Source organism: Neobacillus niacini (assembly GCF_030817595.1).
Classification (GTDB): Bacteria; Bacillota; Bacilli; order Bacillales; family Cytobacillaceae; genus Neobacillus; species Neobacillus niacini_G.
In genome coordinates, this window is the sequence record NZ_JAUSZN010000001.1 from 5,503,461 (window position 1) to 5,526,137 (window position 22,677).

Genomic DNA, 22,677 nt, shown 5'->3' on the forward strand with positions numbered 1-22,677 from the left:
AATTTAACAAAGCTATTCAAAACGGAACGGGCACTTTTTGGTGTTCGTTTCTTTTTTTCGACAAAATCTGATGAATGTAAAAAAAATGGCGAAAATGGGTACGCTTACAAGGGGAGCCCCTTCTTGATAATCTGTCCAGCATTCGTTAAAGTGAGAATTGAAAATAAATTTATTGGAGGACTACATACATGACACACATACGTTTTGATTATTCAAAAGCGTTAACCTTCTTCGCAGAGCATGAAATTACATACTTACGTGATGCCGTAAAGGTTGCACATCACTCGCTTCATGAGCAGACAGGTGCAGGAAGTGACTTTTTAGGCTGGATTGACCTTCCAACAAACTACGATAAAGAAGAGTTCTCACGCATTAAAAAAGCGGCGGAAAAAATTAAATCCGATTCAGATGTTCTTTTAGTAATCGGAATTGGCGGTTCCTATTTAGGAGCAAGAGCGGCAATTGAAATGTTGCAGCATAGCTTCTACAATGCCCTTCCAAAAGAGAAGCGTAAAACACCTCAAATTATATTTGTAGGTAATAACATTAGTTCCACATATATGAGAGATGTTATGGACCTGCTTGATGGAAAAGACTTCTCAGTAAATGTTATTTCAAAGTCAGGAACAACAACAGAGCCTGCGATTGCCTTTAGGATCTTCCGTAAGCTTCTTGAGGAGAAATATGGTGTCGAAGAAGCACGTAAGAGAATATATGCTACAACGGACAAGGCAAGAGGTGCACTGAAGACTTTAGCCACCGAAGAAGGTTATGAATCATTTGTGATTGCCGATGATATTGGCGGACGTTACTCTGTACTTACAGCGGTAGGATTATTGCCAATTGCTGTCAGTGGGGCTGATATTGATAAAATGATGCAGGGGGCTGCGAAAGCACAAGAAGAGTACAGCACTTCTGAGCTTGAAGAAAACCAAGCCTACCAATATGCGGCTGTAAGAAATGCGCTTTATAATAAAGGAAAAACAATCGAAATGCTAATCAATTACGAGCCTGGACTTCAGTACTTTTCTGAATGGTGGAAGCAGTTATTCGGAGAGAGTGAAGGAAAAGACCAAAAAGGTATCTACCCTTCTTCAGCTAACTTCTCAACCGATTTACATTCTTTAGGACAATATGTACAAGAAGGTCGTCGTGATTTGTTCGAAACTGTCATTAAGGTTGAAAAACCACGCCATGAATTGACGATTGAAGAAGCTGAAAGTGATTTAGATGGTTTAAATTATCTTGCAGGACAATCCGTAGACTTTGTAAACAATAAAGCATTCCAAGGTACCATGCTTGCACATACAGATGGAGGCGTACCAAATTTAATCGTATCTATTCCTGAAATGGATGAATACACATTTGGCTACCTCGTCTATTTCTTCGAAAAGGCATGTGCAATGAGTGGATATTTACTAGGCGTAAATCCTTTCGACCAGCCGGGGGTCGAGGCTTACAAAGTAAACATGTTCGCCTTGTTAGGAAAGCCAGGATTTGAAGAGAAGAAAGCAGAACTTGAAAGAAGACTTTAATAAAAAAATAGAGTACTGAGAAATTCAGTACTCTATTTTTTGTTTTTTGGGAAAACTAATAAATAATGATGAAAAAGGGGGCTGTATGATGATTGAAATACCATCAAGTGTAGAAGGTAAACAGTTTGATTTGTATAAGCTCGAACAAATGCTAAAGCCAATCGGATATTCAATCGGAGGTAACTGGGATTATGATCACGGTGCCTTTGATTACAAAATAAATGATGAAGTGGGCTATCAGTTTTTAAGGCTGCCGTTTTCAGCCATAGATGGTCAGTTAGATGCACACAACTGTAGAGTAGAGCTTGGAAGGCCATTCCTGTTGTCTCATAAGTATCAAATCGGCCTTGATGACCATATCAGTGCAGGGACCTTAAATCAGTTCTCTGAACCCGTGGATAAGGATGCCAGTTTTCCTGAACAGTATATTGAAACAGGAAAAGTTCTTGTCAAAGAACTTGAATCGATATTGAGTTCTGACCAACTCTCGTAGAAGGTGAATATTGTACTAGTATAATGTTCACGAAAATTACAAATATTTTTATGTAGACTACTTGTTTTAAAGTGAAAAATTTCCTAAATTAAGGTTAATAATATAAATGTGTTATAAACATGAAAAGAGGTCAGAGCCGTGGAGACGAGCATGAACTATTTGTTATCTGATATTGAAAAAACCAGAATTGAAATGATTGAATTAGCTCAACAATATGGATATTCAAACCCAAATGTTGTTCAATGCAGCCAAAAGCTCGATTTTCTTTTAAATGTTTTCGAAAATAAACAGATAAATCACTAAATCAATAAAAAATACCTTCCATTAATCGGGAAGGTATTTTTTTTGACCGTTCGTTTAGGAAAACTAATGTTTAAAAGGAATAATTTCCTTCCCATATGCAAACTTTATTAAACAAGAGAAAGAAGGCTTACGAGGTGTAATGAGTGTTCACTGATAAGAAAAAAGAGCTAAGATGGATCCTTTTTGCTTTGCTAATTTTAACACTATATCTCTCCCCACTCTTTATTCTCCAAGAAAATGCTCATATACGTGTTCATGATAACTTGGATTCGAATTTAGCATGGTACAAAGTTCTTGCAAAGAGTGGTCAAATGTTTGGGGATGTGGATGCCGTTATACCCCAAATTATTAACGGGGTACCAAGAAATGCATTTGGAACGGAATACAGTATTATCGTGTGGCTTTATGCGTTGTTTCCAACCATGATTGCTTATGGTCTCAGTCAAGCCTTAACCAGGGTTGTGGCATTTATAGGAATGTATTTACTCTTAAAAAAGCATTTCCTTCCTGGCGAAAAATGGGGATTCCTGCAAGTATGTGTTTCGCTGGCATTTGCCTTAACCCCCTTTTGGCCATCAGGAATGCTTAGTACCTTGGGAATGCCGCTCGCACTGTGGGCTTTCCTTAATATCCGAAATGGAGACGGCACTAAAAAAGATTACCTTGTACTTACGTTAATTCCTTTTTACGCTAGCATTGTCTTAGGTTTTTTCTTTTTCTTAAGCGCAATGGGAATCTTTTGGCTCGTCGATGTTCTTAGAGGAAAAGGATGGAATCTGCGTTTCTTTTTATCTATTGCCTATATGACTTGTATTTTTATGCTCGTTGAATATCGATTGGTTAATTCCTTTTTGTTTTCGACGGAACCAAACAGCCGCGATGAATACTTTCATGCATACTTACCCCTATGGAGAGTAGTTAGGCTGACCATTAAAAATTATGTTTTAGGACATACGCATGTAATGACTGTACACGGACTGTTTATTCTGCCTGTCATGTTCATAGCACTTTATTTTGTTTATTCCAATAAACTTTGGAAACAGGAAAAGCTTTTTGTCTTTTTATTTGGATTAAATTTTTTGTTATCACTATGGTATGCATTTTGGTTTTATAAAGGCTGGTTACCTTTAACGAAGAGATTTCATTTTATGGACACCTTCAATTTTGCCCGTTATCACTTTTTAAGACCAATGGTCATTTATGCCGGTTTTGCCCTATCCTTAAGAATTCTTACACTTCAAGGGCGCAGCTGGGCAAATACGGCCAAATGGTTTGCGATCGCACAAATTCTATTGCTTTGTTTATTTAACGATGAGATTATCTATCACAAAAAACCCTCAGTAGGAGAATTTTATGCCGAGGAACTATTTTCAGAGATAAAAGAACACATTGGTGATGAACAAAAAAATTACCGGGTGGCCAGTATTGGCATTCATCCGGCGATATCCCAGTATAACGGCTTTTATACATTGGATACCTATAATAACTTTTATCCATTATCCTATAAACACCAATTTAGGAAAATAATTGATGCGGAGTTGGCGAAAAATAAAACAATCCGCAAATACTTTGATCAATGGGGTGGCCGCTGTTACCTGTTTACTTCACAGCTTGGAAAAAAATATATGATTAAAAAAGACTCCAAACGGAAATTAAAGAATCTGCAATTAAATACGGCTGTATTTAAAGAAATGGGTGGTAAATACATACTATCTGCACTGCCTATTGCTAACTCAGAGAGGATTCAACTAAAACTGGATAAGGTATTTGAATCGAAACAATCTGCATGGAAGATTTATTTATACAAGACTTTGTAAACATCGGGGGTTATAACGGATGATTGAACCTGTCCTGACGATTGTTGTGCCTTGTTATAATGAAGAAGAAGTATTACCTGAAACCATTAATCAGCTCGACCAGCTTGTAAAACAATTAATAAGCGAACAGCTCGTTTCTAACACAACGAAGATCTTGTTTGTGGATGATGGGAGTAAGGACCGAACCTGGGAAATGATTTATAAAGCAGGATTAAGAAATGAGCATGTCCGAGGTTTAAAATTATCAAGAAATGTGGGGCACCAAAATGCTTTATTAGCAGGCTTATTCGCTGCGAAGGACTCTTCAGATTGTGTTGTCTCTATCGATGCTGACCTACAAGATGACATTGCGGTTATTCGTGAATTTATCCATAAATTTAATGAAGGCAATGAGATTGTTTACGGCGTCCGAAAGCGCAGGGATAGTGATACTATTTTTAAGCGGAGCACTGCTCAAGGTTTTTATAAGATGATGAAAAAAATGGGTGTCGATCTTGTTTATAACCATGCAGATTTTCGCTTAATGAGTAAACGGGCAGTATTGGAATTAGAGGGTTTTAAAGAAGTAAATCTTTTTTTACGAGGAATTGTTCCACTCCTCGGATTTCGTTCAGATATCGTCTACTACGATCGTAAAGAAAGACAAGCAGGTGAAACGAAGTATCCGTTAAAAAAGATGCTTGCGTTTGCTTTTGACGGCATTACATCCTTTTCTGTTTCGCCGATTCGGTTTGTCTTGTTTATCGGGTTTATTTCCTTTTTCCTAAGTCTGTTATTCGGCTTATATTTCTTAATGTTAAAGGCACTAGGGGAAACCCAAACAGGCTGGACGTCGCTGATTACTTCTATCTGGTTAATCGGCGGCTTACAATTGATTGCGATTGGGCTAATAGGAGAATATATAGGAAAAATTTATAAAGAATCAAAACAACGGCCAAAATTTATTATTGATATTGATACCTTCTCACTGCCAGCTCCCCGCCATCATTTAATCAGAGATAGAGATGAACAGGAGTTTTATAAAATGGAGCATAGAAAATTATCTGAAACAAACTAATTCCGATACCCAAGTCCCTTTAGAGAGTTTTCTTAATTAAAGAAGACTCTTTTTTTGAAATAAAAGTGGTACAAACCCTCTTTCCTGAATAAAAATTGATAGACAGGCTTCTATTAAGATTCAGGGAGAGATTACAATGAATGTATTTTTGAGTTATATTTTACTAGGATTGTCACTTGCTGCTCCGATTGGTCCCATTAATGCGGCTCAAATTGATAAGGGAATTAGACATGGTTTTATGCATTCATGGCTTATTGGGGTAGGGGCTGTAGTAGCAGATGGTGTTTATATGTTGGTTGTTTATATGGGAGTTGTACATTTTCTTGAAACTCCTTTTATGAAGACTTTTTTGTGGTTATTTGGCTGCTTTGTTTTAATGTATACAGGAATTGAAACCATGCTTTCGGCAAATAAGGTGAAAATCGGAGAAAATAGGAAGGATGAACCACTAGTAAAATCTTTTTTATCCGGTTTCTTTATGTCGATATCCAATCCGTTGACGATTTTATTTTGGCTAGGAATTTATGGCTCTGTTCTTGCCAAGACAGCGGCGACCTATGAAACGAGTCAGTTAATCCTTTATAGCAGTGCCATCTTTATCGGATTACTACTATGGGATATCACAATGGCAGGTATTGCGAGTAATTTCCGTAAATATTTAACTTCCCGGCTGCTTGTGGGGATTTCACTTTTATCGGGAATATCATTGATTGGATTTGGTATTTACTTTGGGTTTCAAGCATTCAATGTATTATTTGGATAACAAAAAAAGCCAGCATAACAAACGCTGGCAATCAGTATTTTAAGCGGTCGGCCAAGGACTAAAGACCTTTCCTTTTTTCTTTTTCTTTTTCCATTTAAGATTCATGATCAAGGTTATGCAGCCAATAATACCAACGAATGCTAGGCTGATAAAGAAGCCTGGCCTGCTTGTGCCATGGAATAAAGTACCGCTGACTGCGATTAATATGAACAATATACCTAATGAGTATTTTATTTTATCCTTCGCTGTGACCTCTAATAGTTTCCATGATGATGCTAAAATAAATATCCAATTGTAGAGAAGCATGAGCCCTGCAGCAGTGGTAATGTACTCATACACTTGCCCCGGCATCAATAATGCACATACAATCGATGCTGATATACCAAGTACGGTAATGAGCAAAGTAGGGATTGGAACCTTTAATTTTCCTTGTTTGCAAAATAAACCAGGTGCGTCTCCTTCTTCAGAGAGTGTCACAAGGATGCTGGTAACAGCAAAAAGGGATGCTACCATGGTTGAAAATCCGGCAATAATTAAAGCTGCGTTAAAAAGATGTGGAATAAACGTTAAATTGTAATTATCTAATGCGTTAACGAAAGGACTTTTCTCGCCATTAAATTGATTCCAAGGCACCATTAAGACAGCGAGACCAATTGAGAGCATGTAGATAATCATAAGGGTTAATAACATTACTTTTCCTGCCTTTGGAGCTTCCTTGGGATCTTTTAACTGTGTAGCCATTAACCCTAATATTTCAATCCCGCCAAATGCATAAAAGGCAAAAATTACACCAGACCATAATCCTAAAACACCGTGTGGGATTAAGTCCTTCTGGCTATCAGGATATTGAATTGGTCTCTCTCCATCGATAACACCGAATATCGCCAGTAAAGCAATAATCACGAACATTAGTATCGCTGCTATTTTTAAAATTGCCAGAACATTCTCTAGTTTGTTTAGGATACTTACTCCGATTAGGACCACAACAAGTCCTAGCATGGCATAAATACCAGCAAAAACCCAAAGTGGAATTTTTGGAAACCAGAAACGGGAGAAAATGGATAGCGCAGTCATTTGACTTCCCATAATTAATACTTCTGACATCCAGTAAACCCATCCGCTGCTAAAACCTGCCCATCTGCCGAAAGCTTTTTTCGCATAGGAACGAAAACCGCCTTTTAAAGGTTCTTGAGCTGTCATCTTTGCAAGGGCATCGAAAACAAAATAGGTTCCAGCAGCTGCAAGAATGAAGGCGATTAAAATGGCCGGTCCAGTCATTTTTATGGCGATGCTTGAGCCTAGAAAAAATCCTGTACCGATTGTGCACCCCACCCCAAATAATGAAAGCTGCCACCACTTCATATTGCCTTTTTCTTTTGCCCCGCTACTCGACTTTCCCATTAGTGCTTCTCCCAGTTGCTCCTACCGTTTTATCTGTAATTTCCTGATTATTATAGTCAGGGTCATTCTTTCCACGCTGCCGATTGGCACCGCCTAAATATACACTTTGATGTTCTTGCTGTTCTTTTCTGAATTTATTAAAATTTTCATTTACCATGTATGTCCCCTCATTTCCTTTCTAATGTCTAGCTCCAGCGCCCTAGCGGCTAGTGTCCGTTGCTCTCCGCCCTACGATAAGTCAAGCACGAATGCGCCTACGGCTCTTCGTGTTTCCTTTATCTCAGTTGGAGCCTTCTAGGCCATACGCCGCTGAACAGGGAGCTTGCGCTTTTCCTAATATCTTTCTATATGTTAAGATACACGCTCACAAAAAACTTATTCAGCAAGTTCATAAGTGCAATTTAGGATTTTGTTGGAATCATGAAATTCATTACATAATCGCCGCCTAAATCAATGAAAATAAAAAGGTACTAGATAAAGTTGAAATAGATAAAATCGGCGAAAAAGAAAAGCAATAAACCTTGAAAGGGGTTAATTATATGTTAACGACAGAGCAGCTTGCTGGGTTTCGTTTGCAATTATTAAAGGAAAAAGAGGAAATTGAAGAACGTCTTGAGCAAAATGACCACTATGGGTTCGAAAGAGGGCATTATCATGAATCGATGGGGGAGTTATCTAGTTATGATAACCATCCTGCCGATGAAGGTACAGATTTATATGAGCGTGAAAAGGATATCGCATTAAATCAACATACCGATTTGCAGCTATTAAATATAAACAGAGCGCTGGAAGCAATGGAGAAGGGGACCTATGGGACTTGTGAGGTATGTGGGAAAGAAATTTCATTTGAGCGATTAGAGGCCCTGCCGAATACCACCTATTGTAAGGAACACAGTCCTGATCAAGTGGTTTCCCACGATCGACCGATTGAAGAAGGCGTGTTAATGCCGCCATTTGGAAAGTTTGACATGGATTCCAAAGATGAGAATGTTGCTTTCGATGCAGAGGACTCTTGGCAGATTGTATCGCAATGGGGAACATCCGATACACCATCAGACCTGGCTTTTCCTCAGGAACATTATAACGATGTTAATAATGAACCGGATGAAAATGAGGGGTATGTGGAGGACTTTGAAAACTTTGTTGGAAATGATATGTATGGAAACAATATCACTGTTTATCCAAACTCGCAACACGAACGCTATGAACAGTCACTTGATGAAGAGGGCATAATGACAAGCTTTGGAGACTTACCAGCATATGAACATGATCCATATGTAGAAGACGATAAATAAAAAAGTAAAAAACAGCTTTCGTTTGGAAAGCTGTTTTCTCTAATTTTATTATGTGTTTCTATATGGCTTTTGGGCAATAGGTAAATCCTTAGCGTTCAAATCATCATCAACATCTTCAATAACGCCGCCAATCTCGCCTTCTGTATAAGCATCGGTTGCCTGTTCATGTGTGGTCGCTAAACCTGTGGAGATAACATCGTTTTTTTGATAGTCACTTGTTTCGAAGATCCGTCCTGCAAGATCTGTACTGTTTGTGTTAGAATTTTTTTTATCCATGCTACACACTCCTTTTAAAAAAAATTAGGTACAACCGTATTTTCTACTTATTATTCGAGGATTACTCATAAAAATATTAGGAGCTGATTTATATGAACAAAGATAAATATCCATCTAGGGAAGAATTAGACGAGGCTTTTCATTTTCTCCATGATGCCATTAATAGGATTACAGTGGAGGAAGAAGAGGAAGAAATGAAGATGGAGGCAAAAGGGAATAATCAGATGGAGAAATAGAATTTTTTTGAGGTGGACTTGAAGGATGAGGGAATCGCTAGCTAAAAAAATTGCCTGGATTAGCGTGATCAGTAATATCATTTTAACATTAGGAAAACTTTTTATCGGCTGGTATGGAAACAGCGATGCGGTTTTTGCGGATGGAATCCATTCAGCAGCAGATGTATTTGCATCAGTCATCGTCCTCTTGGTGATTAAAATTGCCAACAAACCGGCTGATAAAGAGCACCCTTACGGTCATGGAAAAGCAGAGGTTATTGTATCAGGAATTGTAGGAATTTTACTTTTTCTCGTTTCAATATATGTTGTTTATGAGGGAATCATTGGCTTCTTCCATGAAGTAGAAACACCAAGCTTCTTAGCCATGTGGGTAGCCATCATTTCTTACATTACAAAAGTTATTTTGTATCGATCATCATTAAAGGTGGCGAACGAACATAATAGTAAGGCAATCGAAGCAATTGCATTTGACCACAAAGCAGATATTGTTGCGTCGATTGCGGCAGCTATCGGGGTTCTCCTTTCGATTATGGGGGAACGCTTTGATATTTTATTTCTGCATTATGGCGATAAAGCAGCAAGTATATTTGTAGCCTACTTAATCTTTAAAATTTCAAAAGAGATGTTAATTGAAGCTTTTGATATCTTACTCGAAAGAAACATTGACGACGGAACTCTACAAGAATACATTAATGTAGTAAATGAATTTCAAGAGGTAAAGAGGATTGATCGAATCAGGGCGAGGGAACATGGCCATTATATTTTAGTTGATCTTAGAATATCAATTGACCACTTTAAAACCATTAAGGAAGGTCACGATCTTGCTAAGTTAATAAAAGGGAGATTGATGGAGAGTTATGACAACATTGACGAAGTATTAATTCACTTAAATCCCTATTTTTCAGAATAAAATCTTGTTTGTGCTTTTTTGCTTTTGGGTTTATGATAATGAAGTAATTAAATGTTGAGGAGTTGATATTTTTGAGTTATGCAATAGACCCGGACCCTAGTAGTAAGGGGGAAGTCAGCGTTATCTTTGAATTGGATTCTTCAGGAATATCAGCTCTTAAGAAGGTAGTATGGCTTCCTCGAACAAAGTAAGTGAGGAGGTTTTATCATGTTGGAGATTTATAAAAGCACCGAAACAAAAGTACTGGAACAGGTAGAGAAAATTACAAAGGGCTGCTGGGTAAACATGTATGCCCCAACCGAAGAAGAAATTATCAGAGTCGCAGATGAAGCGAACATCTATGTTGACTTTATTAGAGACGCCCTTGATGACGAAGAACGTCCGAGAATTGAACGTGAAGATGGGCAGGTTTATATCATTGTCGATTACCCCTATATTACGCATGATGATGCAGGATTCCCTATCTATGAAACCATCCCAGTTGGGATTGTTTTAACGGATGAGTGTATTCTGACTGTATCGTTAAAGGATACGCCAATTCTAGAAGTTTTTAAGAATAATAAAATAAAAGAGTTTTATACCTTTAAAAAGAACCGATTTGCTCTGCAAATTCTGGCTATTATTACTTCCTATTATCTGCGATATTTAAAACAAATTAATAAAAGAACAAATGAGATTGAGCGGGAACTTCATCAATCGATGAAAAATAAAGAATTGTATGCATTTTTAGCATTAGAAAAGAGTCTGGTTTATTTCACGACTTCCTTAAAGTCGAACAAAGTGGTCTTAGATAAAATTCTTCGTTTTAGTTATATCAAGATGTATGAGGAAGACAAGGATTTACTTGAAGATGTAATGATTGAGAAAATCCAGGCAATTGAGATGGCCGAGACGTACAGTTCTATCCTTAGCGGGATGATGGATGCTTTTGCATCGATTATTTCCAACAACGTAAATATTGTGATGAAGTTTTTAACATCATTTACGATTATTCTTTCGTTTCCAACAATTGTTTTCAGTTTCTACGGCATGAATGTTGATTTACCACTGCAAAATAGTCCACATGCCTTTTGGATTTCAATAACTGTTGCATGTGTTTTATCTACTTTAACGGCACTAATTTTTTGGAAAAAGAAATATTTCTAACATATAAAAAAATCCGTCACGCATGAGCTGACGGATTTTTTATGCCTTTTTTAACTAAATTGGACAGTCATATAAGCAACTTTTTATTACTTCTGTAGTTTGTAATTGAAAAAAGGAAAGGATCTGAAGGAAATCTTCAGGATCTTTTTTTATGGAATCGAAAAATTTCCCAACTTTTCTAGGTAGATTCTCGTATTTTTATTCTGAAAATTCTAAATATAATAAAAGAACAGGTACAAGCCTGGAGTTAAAAAGAGTAGGGGAGAATAGCGATGAAAAAGAGAAGAGTTGTAGGAGCATCAGTACTTAGCCTTGTTATGGGGGTATCCATGTTTGCAACAGGTGCCTTTGGTCAGCAGCCAAATAGCCAGGATGAATCTTTTCGAGTCATCATTCAAGGGCCAACAGCTGATAAGTCACAAGCAAAAAAGAATGTGGGGGTTCGCTGGGATTTTGGCGCGGATGGGTTCACTACAACAGTTAACAGCAAGCAATACCAGGCACTATTAAAAAACAAAAATTTAACCATTGAAAAAGTAGAGGAAGTTCAGCTAGCACCTAACAAAGAAGCTGCAGCTAAGCCAGGTGGTTCTACTAATACTGGTCCAAGTGATCGAACTCCATGGGGAATTCAAGCGATATATAACGATGCTGCGATTCAAGCAACCTCTGGAGGTAATGGAATAAAAGTGGCAGTCCTTGATACGGGGGTAAATACAAGTCACGCCGATCTAACAAATCAAGTTGAGCAATGTAAGGATTTTACACAAACGAAATCCCCGCTTATTGATGGAAGCTGCTCAGATGGAAATGGCCATGGAACGCACGTAGCGGGTACGGTACTCGCGGATGGCAGCAGCACGGGACAAGGTATTTATGGTGTAGCACCGGAAGCCGATCTTTGGGCATATAAAGTACTAAATAACCGCGGCTCAGGATACTCAGATGATATTGCTTCTGCTATTCGTATGGCAGCTGATGAGGCTACCAGAACTGGTTCGAAAGTAATCATCTCGATGTCATTAGGTTCAAGCGCAAAAGACACACTGATCTCTAGTGCTGTTGATTACGCCTATGGCAAAGGGGTTTTAGTGGTTGCTGCAGCTGGAAATGATGGACCATCAAGCAATACAATCGGGTATCCAGGAGCATTAGTCAATGCTGTTGCGGTAGCTGCTTTAGAAGATGTGCAGCAGAACGGTACATATCGTGTTGCTGATTTCTCTTCACGAGGAAATCCAAATACAGATGGTGACTATATCATTCAAGAACGTGATATAGAGGTCTCTGCACCTGGCAGAGCCATTGAGTCTACATGGAATGACGGTTCCTATAATACAATTAGTGGAACATCAATGGCTACACCGCATGTATCAGGATTAGCTGCAAAAATTTGGGCTGAAAATCCTGCAATGAGTCACACGCAACTTCGAAAAGAGTTACAAGACCGCGCAAAACTATATGATATTAAAGGTGGAACAGGTGCGGCTACTGGTGATGATTATGCTTCTGGATTTGGTTTCCCTAGAGTAAGATAATAGAAATAAGGCTATCTGTTTATGCGAACAGATGGCCTTTTTATACCAGTAAGAAATTTTTTAAATTGTCTGAACAAATAAATGGAAGCGGTGACGTAGATGTTATAAAATGATAGGAAAAGGAAGAGCTCTAGAGGGTGGTTTTGCTATGGAATTTGGACCATTAATCAAATATTACAGGACCCAAAAAGGGATCACGCAAAAGGAACTTGCTGCTGGAATCTGCTCTATCCCTCATTTGAGTAAAATTGAGAACAACTCAAAAGACGCTAACGAAGAGACTATTTCCTTATTACTTGAAAGGCTGGAAGTTAGCTTTGAAGAAATGGAGGAAAAAGAAGAGTTAATAAAAAGCCTGCTAAAAGATTTTGGTGAGAAAATTAACTTTTATTTACGAGATGAAATAGAAATAATATTTAATAGATTAAAAGAAATAGAACATGTTATCCCGTTTTCTGCTCATATGTATTCCTATGAATTATACAAATATCGGTATCTATTATTCAAGGGATTACTTGCAGAAGCAGACACCCAACGAGATATTTTATCCAAGCAAAAGAAAAATTTTTCCCAACAGGAGATGTATTTATTCCGCTATTATAATGCTGTATCCTTAATATTAAAGGGTAATCATAAAAAGGCTGACGAGATTTTTGATGAATTATCTGCGGAAAATAATAACGAAACAACGAATGGAGAATTACTTTACCACTGGGCTTTAGTAAAGAGTGCACTCGATCAACCAGGACATGCCATACATTTTGGCAGGTTAGCACTGCAAATCTTTATGAATCAGCATAACTTTTATCGAATTCTTCATAATTTAATGCTTCTTGGTATTAACTATACGAATTCAAAAATTTATGAGGAAGCACAGGTTTGTTTCAACCATTTAATTCGAAATGCAGAATTGTTAAAGGAAGAAAAAATGCTTCCACAAATCTATCATAATATGGGTTACTTGCAAGATAAAATGAATAATGTGAAAGAAGCATTACACTATTATGAAAAAAGTTTATCTTTACAACCAGTAAAAAACCAACATTATTTAGTAACTTTATATGGAATTGGTGAAATTAACTACAATTTAAATTTAATTGAGAATGCTAAGGAATGTTTTCTTCAAGTTAAATCTCTTTCAAAAGATATTGGGATAAAAAAACAAGGTCTTCTAGCTGAATTTTATTTAATTCATATGGATTCTCCTGAAAAAGCAATCAAATATTTAGAAATTAAGGTAATTCCCTACTTAGAGGGTTCAAAAGAACATAAGGAAGAACTGATCCGATATTATAAGCTGCTTTCTGAGCACTATAATCAACAGGGGAAATATCTAGAGGCAGTAAATTATCTATCTAAAATTACTTGAGGAGGAAGAAAAATGAAAAAGGCAATCATCTTATTATTCTCACTCTCATTACTTGTTTTTGCAACACCAGGAAATGATGTAAACAATCAACATACATCGTATGATCTAGTTAAGACTACTATTCAACCCGCGCAAGCAGATCCCATTTATCCACCAGTAGGGTGATTCTAAAAATCCTGACAGTTGTCAACTGTCGGGATTTTTTTATTTTCTTCCATAACGTTAATGAAAACTATAAATATCGGGTAAAGTAGTTTATATGTGTTTAACAAGGAGGAAAATAAAATGAAATCATTTGTTGTTGGTTTTCATCAAGAAGACAATGTGGATTCGATGCAGATTCAAAAGCTTAGCCAAGAGGATTTTGAAAAAGCGACTGAAGGTGGTACAAGGCATCTATTTGACTTAGACACAAACATTGGCTTTTTTGTCTTTTTTGACGCTGAGGATGCCGATGGTGATGTGTCATACATGGTGCTTCAATATGAGGACCCAACTGGGGAGGATGGAAGTGAAGACCCAGTAGGCTGCTACTCCTTCCAGTTGAAGGATTTTTATGAATTTACTGCCCTTTATTTAAATGATCTTGAATTCAATGAAGAGGTAAGTGAAGAGGAAGAAGAATATGGACCAATTCACCATCTAGCCCATCTTTTATTCCATATTGTTGAAGAAGGAAAGGATTTAGAGGTGTAAAGAGGGTGTCCCATATCGGGACACCCTTCTTATAAAATGCTTAAGCCTTTAATACATCATGGTCAACATAGCGCTCGCCATTCAATTCGCTAACCACGTTGATTGAGACTCTTGCTCCGTCACCAGCAGTTACAATGGTATGTACGCTGACGCCAGCCACAGTTCCAGCTGCCCAAATGCCATCGATATTTGTCTTGCCTTGTGCATCTACATCAAGGATTGTTTTTACTCTTGGCTCAGTTCCAGGCTTGGTAGTTAAACCTGCTTTTTCAGCTAGGTCTACAAGGAAACCAGTAGCAAGGATGACATGCTTTGTTTCATGCTCTCCATTATCAGTTTCTACTTTAAAACCGCCTTCAACCTTCGTGATGTTGGTAACAGTAGTTTGGATGATTTCGCCGCCAAATTTAGTTACCTGCTGCTTGCCAATTTCAACAAGGTCAGGACCAGAGATTTCCAACACGCCATAATGGTTCTCAACCCAAGCTCGCTTCGTAACTGTCTTATCATTATCGAGCAACAATGTTTTCTTTCCTGCTTTAGCAGTCAATAAGGCTGCACTTGCTCCTGCAGGTCCTGCACCAATCACGACAACATCCAACATGTAAAAACCCCCATTCGAAAAATAAATATACAAAAAAAGTGTAACCTAAAGAATCAGAAAAGTAAAAATCACTGCTCAGAACGTAGAAAAGAACCATCAAGTTAATGATGGTTCTAGTCCATTATTGCTCTTTTACATTTAGATATCGCTGGCGTTTCATTTCTGGTTTTCGAACTTGCATGAAGTAGTAAAGAACGGCTCCGATGAGTATATAGAACGAACATAGGAAGTATAAGGAACTAAAGTCCATTTTTGCAGCGATTAATCCTAACAAGAATGAGCCTAATGCAATACCAATATCATAGATTGATAGAAATGTAGCAGTAGCCAAGCCGCGTTTTCTAGGTGCTGCATTTTGAATGGCAATCGTTTGAAAGGTTGGAAAAAGAGTACCCCAGCCTAATCCAATCATCCCGGCTGACACAAGGAAAGTAACTGCCCCGCCGCTTTGACTTAAGACAAACATTCCAATTGCAAACAAGATAATCGAAGGGAACACAATTACATTAGGACCATATTGATCAAGCCATTTGCCTGTAAATGGTCGGGACATTAATAAAATAATCGCATACACCACAAAGAATAGACTTGAAACTTCAGAAACATGGATTTCATTCGCATAAACGGATACGAAGGACAGCAGGGCAGAATATACAATGGCCAAAAAACCACCGACAATCGCAATGGATACTGCTGAAGGTTCGATAAAGTTTTTTATAGAGAAGGCCGGAACAATAACCTGCTTTTTTGTTTCATCAGTCTTTGATAACTTGACTGTGAGGCCAGTGATAAGTGCCCCTGCAGCGACAATGACCGATAGGATGAACATTGTTTTTGCTCCCCATTGTTGGATTGCAGTCAAGCCTATAAATGGTCCTAGAACCATGGCAAGGTTTGTCGACATTACGAAGTATCCCATTCCTTCTCCTCTTCGAGAGCCGGGAATAAGGTCTGCAACAATCGCTCCTACAGCCGTAGTGGCCATCCCAAAGCCCACTCCGTGTAACAAACGAATGATTAGGAATCCTGTTACTGTATTAGGAAAAAAGTATAAAAGGGAAGCAGCCGCGAAAATAATCAGTGCCGTTAATAGCACTTTTTTATTACTGCCTCGTTCAAGCCATTGACCAGCAAGGGGACGAGATATGATCGCAGAAAGCAAGAATACAGTTGTCATTAACCCCGCCTGAGAAGCATTACTGTCAAATTCCTGTAATGCGTATATAGGCAGCGTTACGAGAAGGATATAAAATGTTAAAAATAGAAAAAAATTGCTTAAGGAAATATTAATAAAATCCTTCGTCCATAGTTTAGGTTTGTTCATGTTTTCCACTCCTTTACAAAAGCTGTTTTAACCAAACACTTTGCAATTTTAATAATTCTTTTTGTGAGTCTTCTGGGAATTTCTTTAATAAGTCGTTATTGCAATCCGAAACAGCGTGTTCCCATTTAGGGAACTCTTTCAATGCTTCCTCCGTTAATTGAATGTACTTCTCCCGTTTGTCCTTACCGGGAATTTGCCTTACAAACCCTTGTTTAACCAGCCGTTGAATGGTACGGGTCATGGGAGGAGCTTCGACGAACAGATACTCAGAGAGTTCTTTTTGAGTTAGTGAGCCTTTTGTATGTAGAACAAAGAGGACAGACCACTGGGCACTATATAATCCAAATGGCTTTAGTGCTTCATTAAGGCTGTTGGTCAATTGTCGGGAAAGTTGATGCAGCGTATGAAATAATGCGTGGTTGGTCAAATGTGTTCACTCCAAAATTAATATATGAACATTAGTTACCTGGGTAATTAAAATGTTTACCTAGGTAACTATATAGGATTTGTAGGGAAATGTCAAGGGAAGCAATGGGGACGCTTCTCTTGGTCTAAACTAAAACCAAGAAACCGTCCCCATGGACAAAATAAAAAATCCGCGGAATCTAATCCGCGGACTTCATTTATCTATGGACATTAAAGTATCTTGCTTCTGGATGCGCGAATACCATGGCTGATACGGAGGCCTCTGGCTCCATCATGCACCCTTCTGTTAATTCAATTCCAATTTCCTCAGGGTGAATTAAGGCAAAAAGTTTCTTCTGATCCTCTAAATCTGGACATGCTGGATATCCAAAAGAGAAACGCTGCCCTTGGTACTTAGCGGCGAAACGATCCTGCATACTAAACGTCAGCGGATCAGGGAATCCCCAGCGATCGCGCATTTGACGATGAATTAATTCTGCAAAGCCTTCTGCGGTTTCTAGTGCTAACGCTTGAAGGGCATGGCTTTCAAGAAAACGGCCATCTGCCTTTAATTTGTCAGCTTGTTCACGAATCCCTCTGCCAGCTGTTACTGTAAAGAAACCAACATAATCTTTCTCACCGCTGTCAACTGACTTAACGAAATCAGCCAAGCATAAATGCGGTGCCGATTCCTGTCTTGGGAAATCAAACGTTTCAATGATTGTATTAGTCTCTTCTGGATCGAAAATGAAGATTTTATTTCCTTCTGACTGAGCAGGGAAGAACTGATAGACTGCAGCTGGTAAAATCCAATTGCCGGCCTTAGCGTCTGCTAATAGTCCATCTACCACTTCTTTAACTTTTAGCGCTTTTTCATCCTTTGCAGCAATCAGGTTTGCAATTTTTCCTTTTACACCGAGATGATGACCAATTAACATTTGCATATTGATATATGGCTCAATATGGGATAAAGAATAGGTTTTTAAAATATGTTTCTTCGTATCCATCGGTGTGAAAACTGGTACTTCCGTTGAAACAGACGGTCTAATTTTTACTGCTGTAGAGACCGCTGAACGACTTGGCAGTTCCCGAGGCACTTCCAAAGCAGCTAGTTTTTCATTTTTTTCAGCAATTAGTTTTTCGTGCTCTTCAGGAGATTGAAGCTGATTCGCTAATGATAATCCAGTCATAGCGTCCTTTGCATAAAGAACAAGTCCATCATATTCTTTGGCAATTTTTGTATCGGTAAACTTCCGAGAAAGAGCAGCACCACCTACAAGGATTGGTGTTGAAATTCCTGCTTCTTTCATGTCCTGTGCTGTTATGACCATTTGCTGAGCTGACTTTACTAGCAACCCTGATAATCCAACGATATCTGGTTTCTCCTTTTGAATGGCTTGAACCAATTCATTAGGTGATACCTTGATCCCTAAATCTCGGACATCATAACCGTTATTGCTAAGAATAATATCAACGAGGTTTTTCCCAATATCATGAACATCGCCTTTTACGGTTGCTAAAATGACTTTCCCTTTCGAGGAAGAGACATCGCCTTTTTCCATATACGGCTCTAAATAGGAGACAGCAGCTTTCATTACTTCAGCGCTCTGGAGAACTTCTGCCACAATTAGCTGATTGTCATTAAATAGTCGGCCTACTTCTTTCATGCCTTCCATTAATGGTCCATTAATAATATCAAGTGGAGCAGGATAACTTTCAAGTGCTAAAGCCAAATCAGGCAATAAACCTTCCTTTGTACCCTCTATCACATAGTAAGAGAGGCGCTCTTCTAAACTCATGTTAGGCACTGTACTTTTTGACTCTTTCTTCTTACCTCGATAAAATTCAGTAAAAGTAGCTAACGTTTCATCTGTAGTATTAAAAAGAAGGTCCTCAGCTAATTGAACTTCTTCCTTCGAAATGGATGCGAATCGTTCTAGTTTTTCAGTGTTAACAATCGCATAATCAAGACCAGCTAATGTACAGTGGTATAAAAATACAGAGTTTAGGATTTCTCTGCCGACTGGAGGAAGACCGAAAGATACATTACTGATACCAAGTATCGTTTGTGTCTTAGGAAGATGTTCCTTGATTAACTTGATTCCCTCCACTGTTGCTTTTGCAGACCCAATATATTGTTCATCACCAGTTCCTACTGGGAAAACAAGCGGGTCAAAAATGAGATCCTGTGGCTTTAAACCATATTTATTGACTAAAATATCATGAGATCGTTTGGCAATCTCTAATTTCTTTTCAGCAGTAACACCCATTCCTTTTTCATCAATTGTACCAACAACGACTGCTGCTCCGTACTTATGAATGAGTGGAACAACAGCTTCAAATCTTTCTTCACCGTCTTCAAGGTTAATCGAATTAATAATCGCCTTACCTTGAGAATATTTGAGTGCTTTTTCGATTACTTTTTCATCAGTTGAATCAATAACTAACGGAACCTTTATTTTTTTAACCACTTCTGGAATGAAATTCTCCATGTCGCTAAGCTCATCACGGTCAGGGTCTGCAAGACAAATATCAATGACATGTGCACCGCCTTTAACCTGGGCACGTGCAATCTCTGCCGCTTCTTCAATCTTTCCTTCATTAATGAGGCGTTTGAATTTACGAGAGCCAATCACGTTTGTTCTTTCCCCGACCATAATCGGACGCAGTGTCGGATCATCGTAAACAAAAGGTTCAATCCCAGATACCATATGGAAATCAGAAGACTGTGCCTCACGTGGTGAGTACTTTTTCATTTCTTCTGAAATGGCACGAATGTGATCAGGTGTGGTACCACAGCAGCCACCGACAATATTCAACCAGCCGTGAGCTGCAAAATCAGCAAGCTTTTTCGCTAATGTTTCCGGCGTTTCATGATAATGTCCTTCTTCATCTGGCAACCCGGCATTTGGATAACAAATAATCGCTTTGGAAGCAAGATTGGAAAGGGAACGGATATGATCCTGCATAAATTCCGGACCCGTCGCACAATTTAACCCAACCGCAACGGGATTCATATGCTCTAATGAAATATAAAAAGATTCAATCGACTGTCCAGCAAGGGTTGTGCCCATCGGCTCGATTGTACCAGATACAATTAATGGGAGGGTTTTCCCTGTTTTACTAAATGCATTTTTTATTCCGATAAAACCAGCCTTTACATTTAGCATATCTTGACTTGTTTCAAGAAGAAGAAGGTCGACACCACCGTCAATCAGCCCGATTGCTTGTTCCTCATAGGAAGCGGAGAGGGCTTCAAAGGTAGTCCCGCCTGTAACGCTTAACGTCTTAGTGGTCGGACCCATTGATCCTGCCACATACCGAGGCCATTCAGCCGTGGAAATTTTATCTGCTTCTTTTTTGGCAATTTGTGCGGCAACTTTATTTAATTCATAGGCCCTAAAGCCAAGATTGTACTCATCGAGGACGATGCTTGTGGACCCAAAGGTATTGGTCTCAATAATGTCCGCACCCGCCTCCAAGTATTCACGGTGAATTTTCGCGATCACGTTAGGAGCTGTTAGGTTCAAATACTCGTTACAGCCATCATATTGCTCGCCGCCAAAGTCATCTGCTGTTAAATTTTCCTGCTGCAGCATGGTGCCCATCGCACCATCCATCACAAGGATTCGTTTGTGTAGTTGTTCATTAAATGGAGCTTTCGACATAGCTGTTCCCCCTAATTTGACTAGCACGTTGTCTGGCATAGATAGCTAATTCTGTTGTTAGTTCGTAGCGTAAAAATGGTGTGATTAGATAGATCCCATTGAATAAATCCAGTGCTGTGTCAATTAAAGATTTTGTTATTTCAATTCCTTCGCGAGCCGCTTGAAGCGGATTATCGTTCAATGCGGCCATTCTGTCTCGAATCGATTGAGCGATTTTAATTCCTGGCACCTCATTATGAAGGAATTCCGCATTTCTGCTGCCTGTTAAAGGCATTAAACCAATGTAAATAGGTGCTTTTAGGTGTTTCGTATGTTCATAGACTTCAATTAATTTTTCCTCAGAGAAGACAGGCTGTGAAATGAAATAATCAGCACCGAATTCAATTTTTTTCTCAAGACGTTTCACGGCTTTTTCTACGGAACGGACATTTGGATTAAAGGCACCAGCTATACTAAAAGCTGTCTTTTGACCAAGGTCTTTCCCGGAGAATGATAAGCCTTCATTTAATTGTTTTATCATTTGAATTAACTCAAAGGATGATACATCATAAACTGAAGAGGCACCCGGAAAATCTCCGACACGGGCAGGGTCACCGGTGATTGCGAGTACATCATGCATACCAAGGGTATGAAGCCCCATTAGGTGTGATTGCAAACCAATAATATTGCGGTCTCTGCAGGCAATATGGATCAGCGGCCGCATCCCTAATTCTTGTTTAACAAGATAACCTAAAGCTTCATTGGAAATCCTCACCTGAGCTAACGAGTTATCTGCCATTGTTATGGCGTCGATTCCTGCTTCTTTCAACGCCTTTGCACCCTCAAAAAATTTGCTCGTATCAAGCTTTCTTGGGGTATCTAATTCTACGATAACGGACGGACGTTCCTTCACGATTTGCTCAAGAGGCTGTAGATCCCTTTTCGCTGTACGATGTTCAATGACGATTTTCTTTGATTGTAATTTAACTACTTTCTCGGTGACAGGCACGCTGTTTTTCAATTCTGCTGCAAATGCCTGGATATGGGCAGGAGTCGTTCCACAACAGCCGCCAAGCAAATGAACTCCCTCCTGACGGAAGCTTTGTGCCGATTTTTTAAAATAATCTGCATCCCCCTCATAATGGAATTTACCATCTGTATAAGCTGGCAAACTCGCATTTGGGTAGGCTGAAAGGTATGCATGTTTAGGCAGTTCAATTTGCTCCAGTGATTTTAACATATGATGAGGTCCAAGCCTGCAGTTCAAGCCGATGACATCAGCACCGAGGTTTTCAAGACGGGTAAAGGCCTTATTAATCGGTGTCTGGTCTTGTAAAATACCTGGCTCATGAAGAGAGACTTGGGCAATGATTGGCAGCTTCGTTTCCTTTCGTGCAATCGTAAGGGCCGTTTCCAGTTCCTCAAGGTCATAAAAGGTTTCTAAAAGAATGCCGTCAACACCTTCTAGTAATAAACAGTACAACTGTTCACGGAAACTGCGCTTTAATTCTTCTATTGATAAAGTACTAGGTTTAATCCCGCGGTTACCGCCGATTGTTCCCAGCACATAAGCATTTTCTTGCGCTGCTAATTTTGCGTTCTGGACAGCGGCACTGTTGATCGCTTTAACGGAGTCCTCGAGACCATATCTCTGTAATTTTAAATAATTCGCTGCATAAGTGTTGGTTTGAATGACATCCGCACCAGCTTTAATATAGGCATTATGAATCTCTTGAATTTTTTCCGAATGGGAAAGGTTCAACTCTTCCAAGCAGCTATCCTTGCCGAATGAATAAAGAAGGGTGCCCATGGCACCATCCCCTATTAAAATTTGGTTGTTTAATTTTTCTAAAAAGGTCATG

Annotated in this window: 22 protein-coding genes; 14 read left to right on the forward strand and 8 right to left on the reverse strand. The window is 38.8% G+C overall.

The window, feature by feature from the left end; genetic code table 11:
- Positions 1 to 188 precede the first annotated feature (188 nt).
- The 6 genes from QFZ31_RS26010 (at position 189) to QFZ31_RS26035 (ending at position 5,968) form a co-directional block, all read left to right on the forward strand.
- Entirely contained in the window at positions 189 to 1,535 is a 1,347-nt protein-coding gene (locus QFZ31_RS26010) for a glucose-6-phosphate isomerase (protein ID WP_179595344.1), read from the forward strand.
- Positions 1,536 to 1,623: 88 nt separating this feature from the next.
- On the forward strand, positions 1,624 to 2,028 hold the full coding sequence (locus tag QFZ31_RS26015) for a YugN-like family protein (protein WP_307308660.1): 405 nt from the start codon (positions 1,624 to 1,626) through the stop codon (positions 2,026 to 2,028).
- Positions 2,029 to 2,178: 150 nt separating this feature from the next.
- Positions 2,179 to 2,331 (forward strand): aspartyl-phosphate phosphatase Spo0E family protein, encoded by a 153-nt coding sequence (locus QFZ31_RS26020; protein ID WP_307308661.1) that lies wholly within the window; start codon positions 2,179 to 2,181, stop codon positions 2,329 to 2,331.
- 143 nt (positions 2,332 to 2,474) lie between these two features.
- Complete coding sequence (locus tag QFZ31_RS26025) at positions 2,475 to 4,148, forward strand: DUF6044 family protein (RefSeq protein ID WP_307308664.1); 1,674 nt, start codon at positions 2,475 to 2,477, stop codon at positions 4,146 to 4,148.
- 19 nt (positions 4,149 to 4,167) lie between these two features.
- Positions 4,168 to 5,205: a glycosyltransferase family 2 protein gene (locus QFZ31_RS26030; RefSeq protein WP_307308668.1), complete on the forward strand. Its 1,038-nt coding sequence runs from the start codon at positions 4,168 to 4,170 to the stop codon at positions 5,203 to 5,205.
- Positions 5,206 to 5,341: 136 nt separating this feature from the next.
- Positions 5,342 to 5,968, forward strand: coding sequence for a LysE family transporter (locus QFZ31_RS26035; protein ID WP_307308671.1), 627 nt, complete (start codon positions 5,342 to 5,344; stop codon positions 5,966 to 5,968).
- A 39-nt stretch (positions 5,969 to 6,007) separates the two neighbouring features.
- On the opposite strand, the gene QFZ31_RS26040 is transcribed toward QFZ31_RS26035, so the two are convergent.
- Together QFZ31_RS26040 and QFZ31_RS26045 are read right to left on the reverse strand one after the other, a co-directional pair.
- Positions 6,008 to 7,369, reverse strand: coding sequence for an amino acid permease (locus QFZ31_RS26040; protein ID WP_307308674.1), 1,362 nt, complete (start codon positions 7,367 to 7,369; stop codon positions 6,008 to 6,010).
- The gene (locus tag QFZ31_RS26045; RefSeq protein ID WP_307308675.1) at positions 7,353 to 7,526 is read right to left on the reverse strand and encodes a hypothetical protein; all 174 of its coding nucleotides are present in this window, start codon (positions 7,524 to 7,526) and stop codon (positions 7,353 to 7,355) included. The genes QFZ31_RS26040 and QFZ31_RS26045 overlap by 17 nt, the downstream gene beginning before the upstream one ends.
- A 382-nt stretch (positions 7,527 to 7,908) precedes the next feature.
- On the opposite strand from QFZ31_RS26045, the gene QFZ31_RS26050 reads away from it, so the two are divergent.
- Entirely contained in the window at positions 7,909 to 8,664 is a 756-nt protein-coding gene (locus QFZ31_RS26050; protein ID WP_307308678.1) for a TraR/DksA C4-type zinc finger protein, read from the forward strand.
- A gap of 48 nt (positions 8,665 to 8,712) precedes the next feature.
- Here QFZ31_RS26050 and QFZ31_RS26055 read toward each other — a convergent pair whose 3' ends face one another.
- Positions 8,713 to 8,940, reverse strand: coding sequence for a YozQ family protein (locus QFZ31_RS26055; RefSeq protein ID WP_306075947.1), 228 nt, complete (start codon positions 8,938 to 8,940; stop codon positions 8,713 to 8,715).
- Positions 8,941 to 9,032: 92 nt separating this feature from the next.
- On the opposite strand from QFZ31_RS26055, the gene QFZ31_RS26060 reads away from it, so the two are divergent.
- The 7 genes from QFZ31_RS26060 to QFZ31_RS26090 all read left to right on the forward strand — a co-directional run bounded on the left by QFZ31_RS26060 (position 9,033) and on the right by QFZ31_RS26090 (position 14,835).
- The gene (locus QFZ31_RS26060) at positions 9,033 to 9,176 is read left to right on the forward strand and encodes a hypothetical protein (RefSeq protein ID WP_307308681.1); all 144 of its coding nucleotides are present in this window, start codon (positions 9,033 to 9,035) and stop codon (positions 9,174 to 9,176) included.
- Between the two features lie 25 nt (positions 9,177 to 9,201).
- Positions 9,202 to 10,086, forward strand: a complete 885-nt coding sequence (locus QFZ31_RS26065) for a cation diffusion facilitator family transporter (protein WP_307308685.1) — start codon at positions 9,202 to 9,204, stop codon at positions 10,084 to 10,086.
- 207 nt (positions 10,087 to 10,293) lie between these two features.
- The gene (locus tag QFZ31_RS26070; protein WP_307308686.1) at positions 10,294 to 11,232 is read left to right on the forward strand and encodes a magnesium transporter CorA family protein; all 939 of its coding nucleotides are present in this window, start codon (positions 10,294 to 10,296) and stop codon (positions 11,230 to 11,232) included.
- Positions 11,233 to 11,504: 272 nt separating this feature from the next.
- Complete coding sequence (locus QFZ31_RS26075; RefSeq protein WP_307308688.1) at positions 11,505 to 12,770, forward strand: S8 family serine peptidase; 1,266 nt, start codon at positions 11,505 to 11,507, stop codon at positions 12,768 to 12,770.
- Positions 12,771 to 12,918: 148 nt separating this feature from the next.
- On the forward strand, positions 12,919 to 14,139 hold the full coding sequence (locus tag QFZ31_RS26080) for a helix-turn-helix domain-containing protein (protein WP_307308690.1): 1,221 nt from the start codon (positions 12,919 to 12,921) through the stop codon (positions 14,137 to 14,139).
- Between the two features lie 12 nt (positions 14,140 to 14,151).
- Complete coding sequence (locus tag QFZ31_RS26085) at positions 14,152 to 14,304, forward strand: hypothetical protein (RefSeq protein ID WP_306075941.1); 153 nt, start codon at positions 14,152 to 14,154, stop codon at positions 14,302 to 14,304.
- A 120-nt stretch (positions 14,305 to 14,424) separates the two neighbouring features.
- Positions 14,425 to 14,835 (forward strand): cytosolic protein, encoded by a 411-nt coding sequence (locus tag QFZ31_RS26090; protein WP_307308694.1) that lies wholly within the window; start codon positions 14,425 to 14,427, stop codon positions 14,833 to 14,835.
- Positions 14,836 to 14,875: 40 nt separating this feature from the next.
- Here the strand turns inward: QFZ31_RS26090 and QFZ31_RS26095 are convergent, their stop codons facing one another.
- From QFZ31_RS26095 to QFZ31_RS26115, 5 genes are all read right to left on the reverse strand, one after another.
- The gene (locus QFZ31_RS26095) at positions 14,876 to 15,439 is read right to left on the reverse strand and encodes an FAD-dependent oxidoreductase (protein WP_307308696.1); all 564 of its coding nucleotides are present in this window, start codon (positions 15,437 to 15,439) and stop codon (positions 14,876 to 14,878) included.
- A gap of 121 nt (positions 15,440 to 15,560) precedes the next feature.
- Positions 15,561 to 16,763, reverse strand: a complete 1,203-nt coding sequence (locus QFZ31_RS26100) for an MFS transporter (RefSeq protein WP_307308698.1) — start codon at positions 16,761 to 16,763, stop codon at positions 15,561 to 15,563.
- Positions 16,764 to 16,776: 13 nt separating this feature from the next.
- The gene (locus QFZ31_RS26105; protein ID WP_307308701.1) at positions 16,777 to 17,190 is read right to left on the reverse strand and encodes a MarR family winged helix-turn-helix transcriptional regulator; all 414 of its coding nucleotides are present in this window, start codon (positions 17,188 to 17,190) and stop codon (positions 16,777 to 16,779) included.
- 196 nt (positions 17,191 to 17,386) lie between these two features.
- The gene (gene metH / locus QFZ31_RS26110) at positions 17,387 to 20,836 is read right to left on the reverse strand and encodes a methionine synthase (protein ID WP_307308704.1); all 3,450 of its coding nucleotides are present in this window, start codon (positions 20,834 to 20,836) and stop codon (positions 17,387 to 17,389) included.
- Complete coding sequence (locus QFZ31_RS26115; protein WP_307308705.1) at positions 20,817 to 22,676, reverse strand: bifunctional homocysteine S-methyltransferase/methylenetetrahydrofolate reductase; 1,860 nt, start codon at positions 22,674 to 22,676, stop codon at positions 20,817 to 20,819. The genes metH and QFZ31_RS26115 overlap by 20 nt, the downstream gene beginning before the upstream one ends.
- Between the last annotated feature and the right edge of the window lies 1 nt (position 22,677).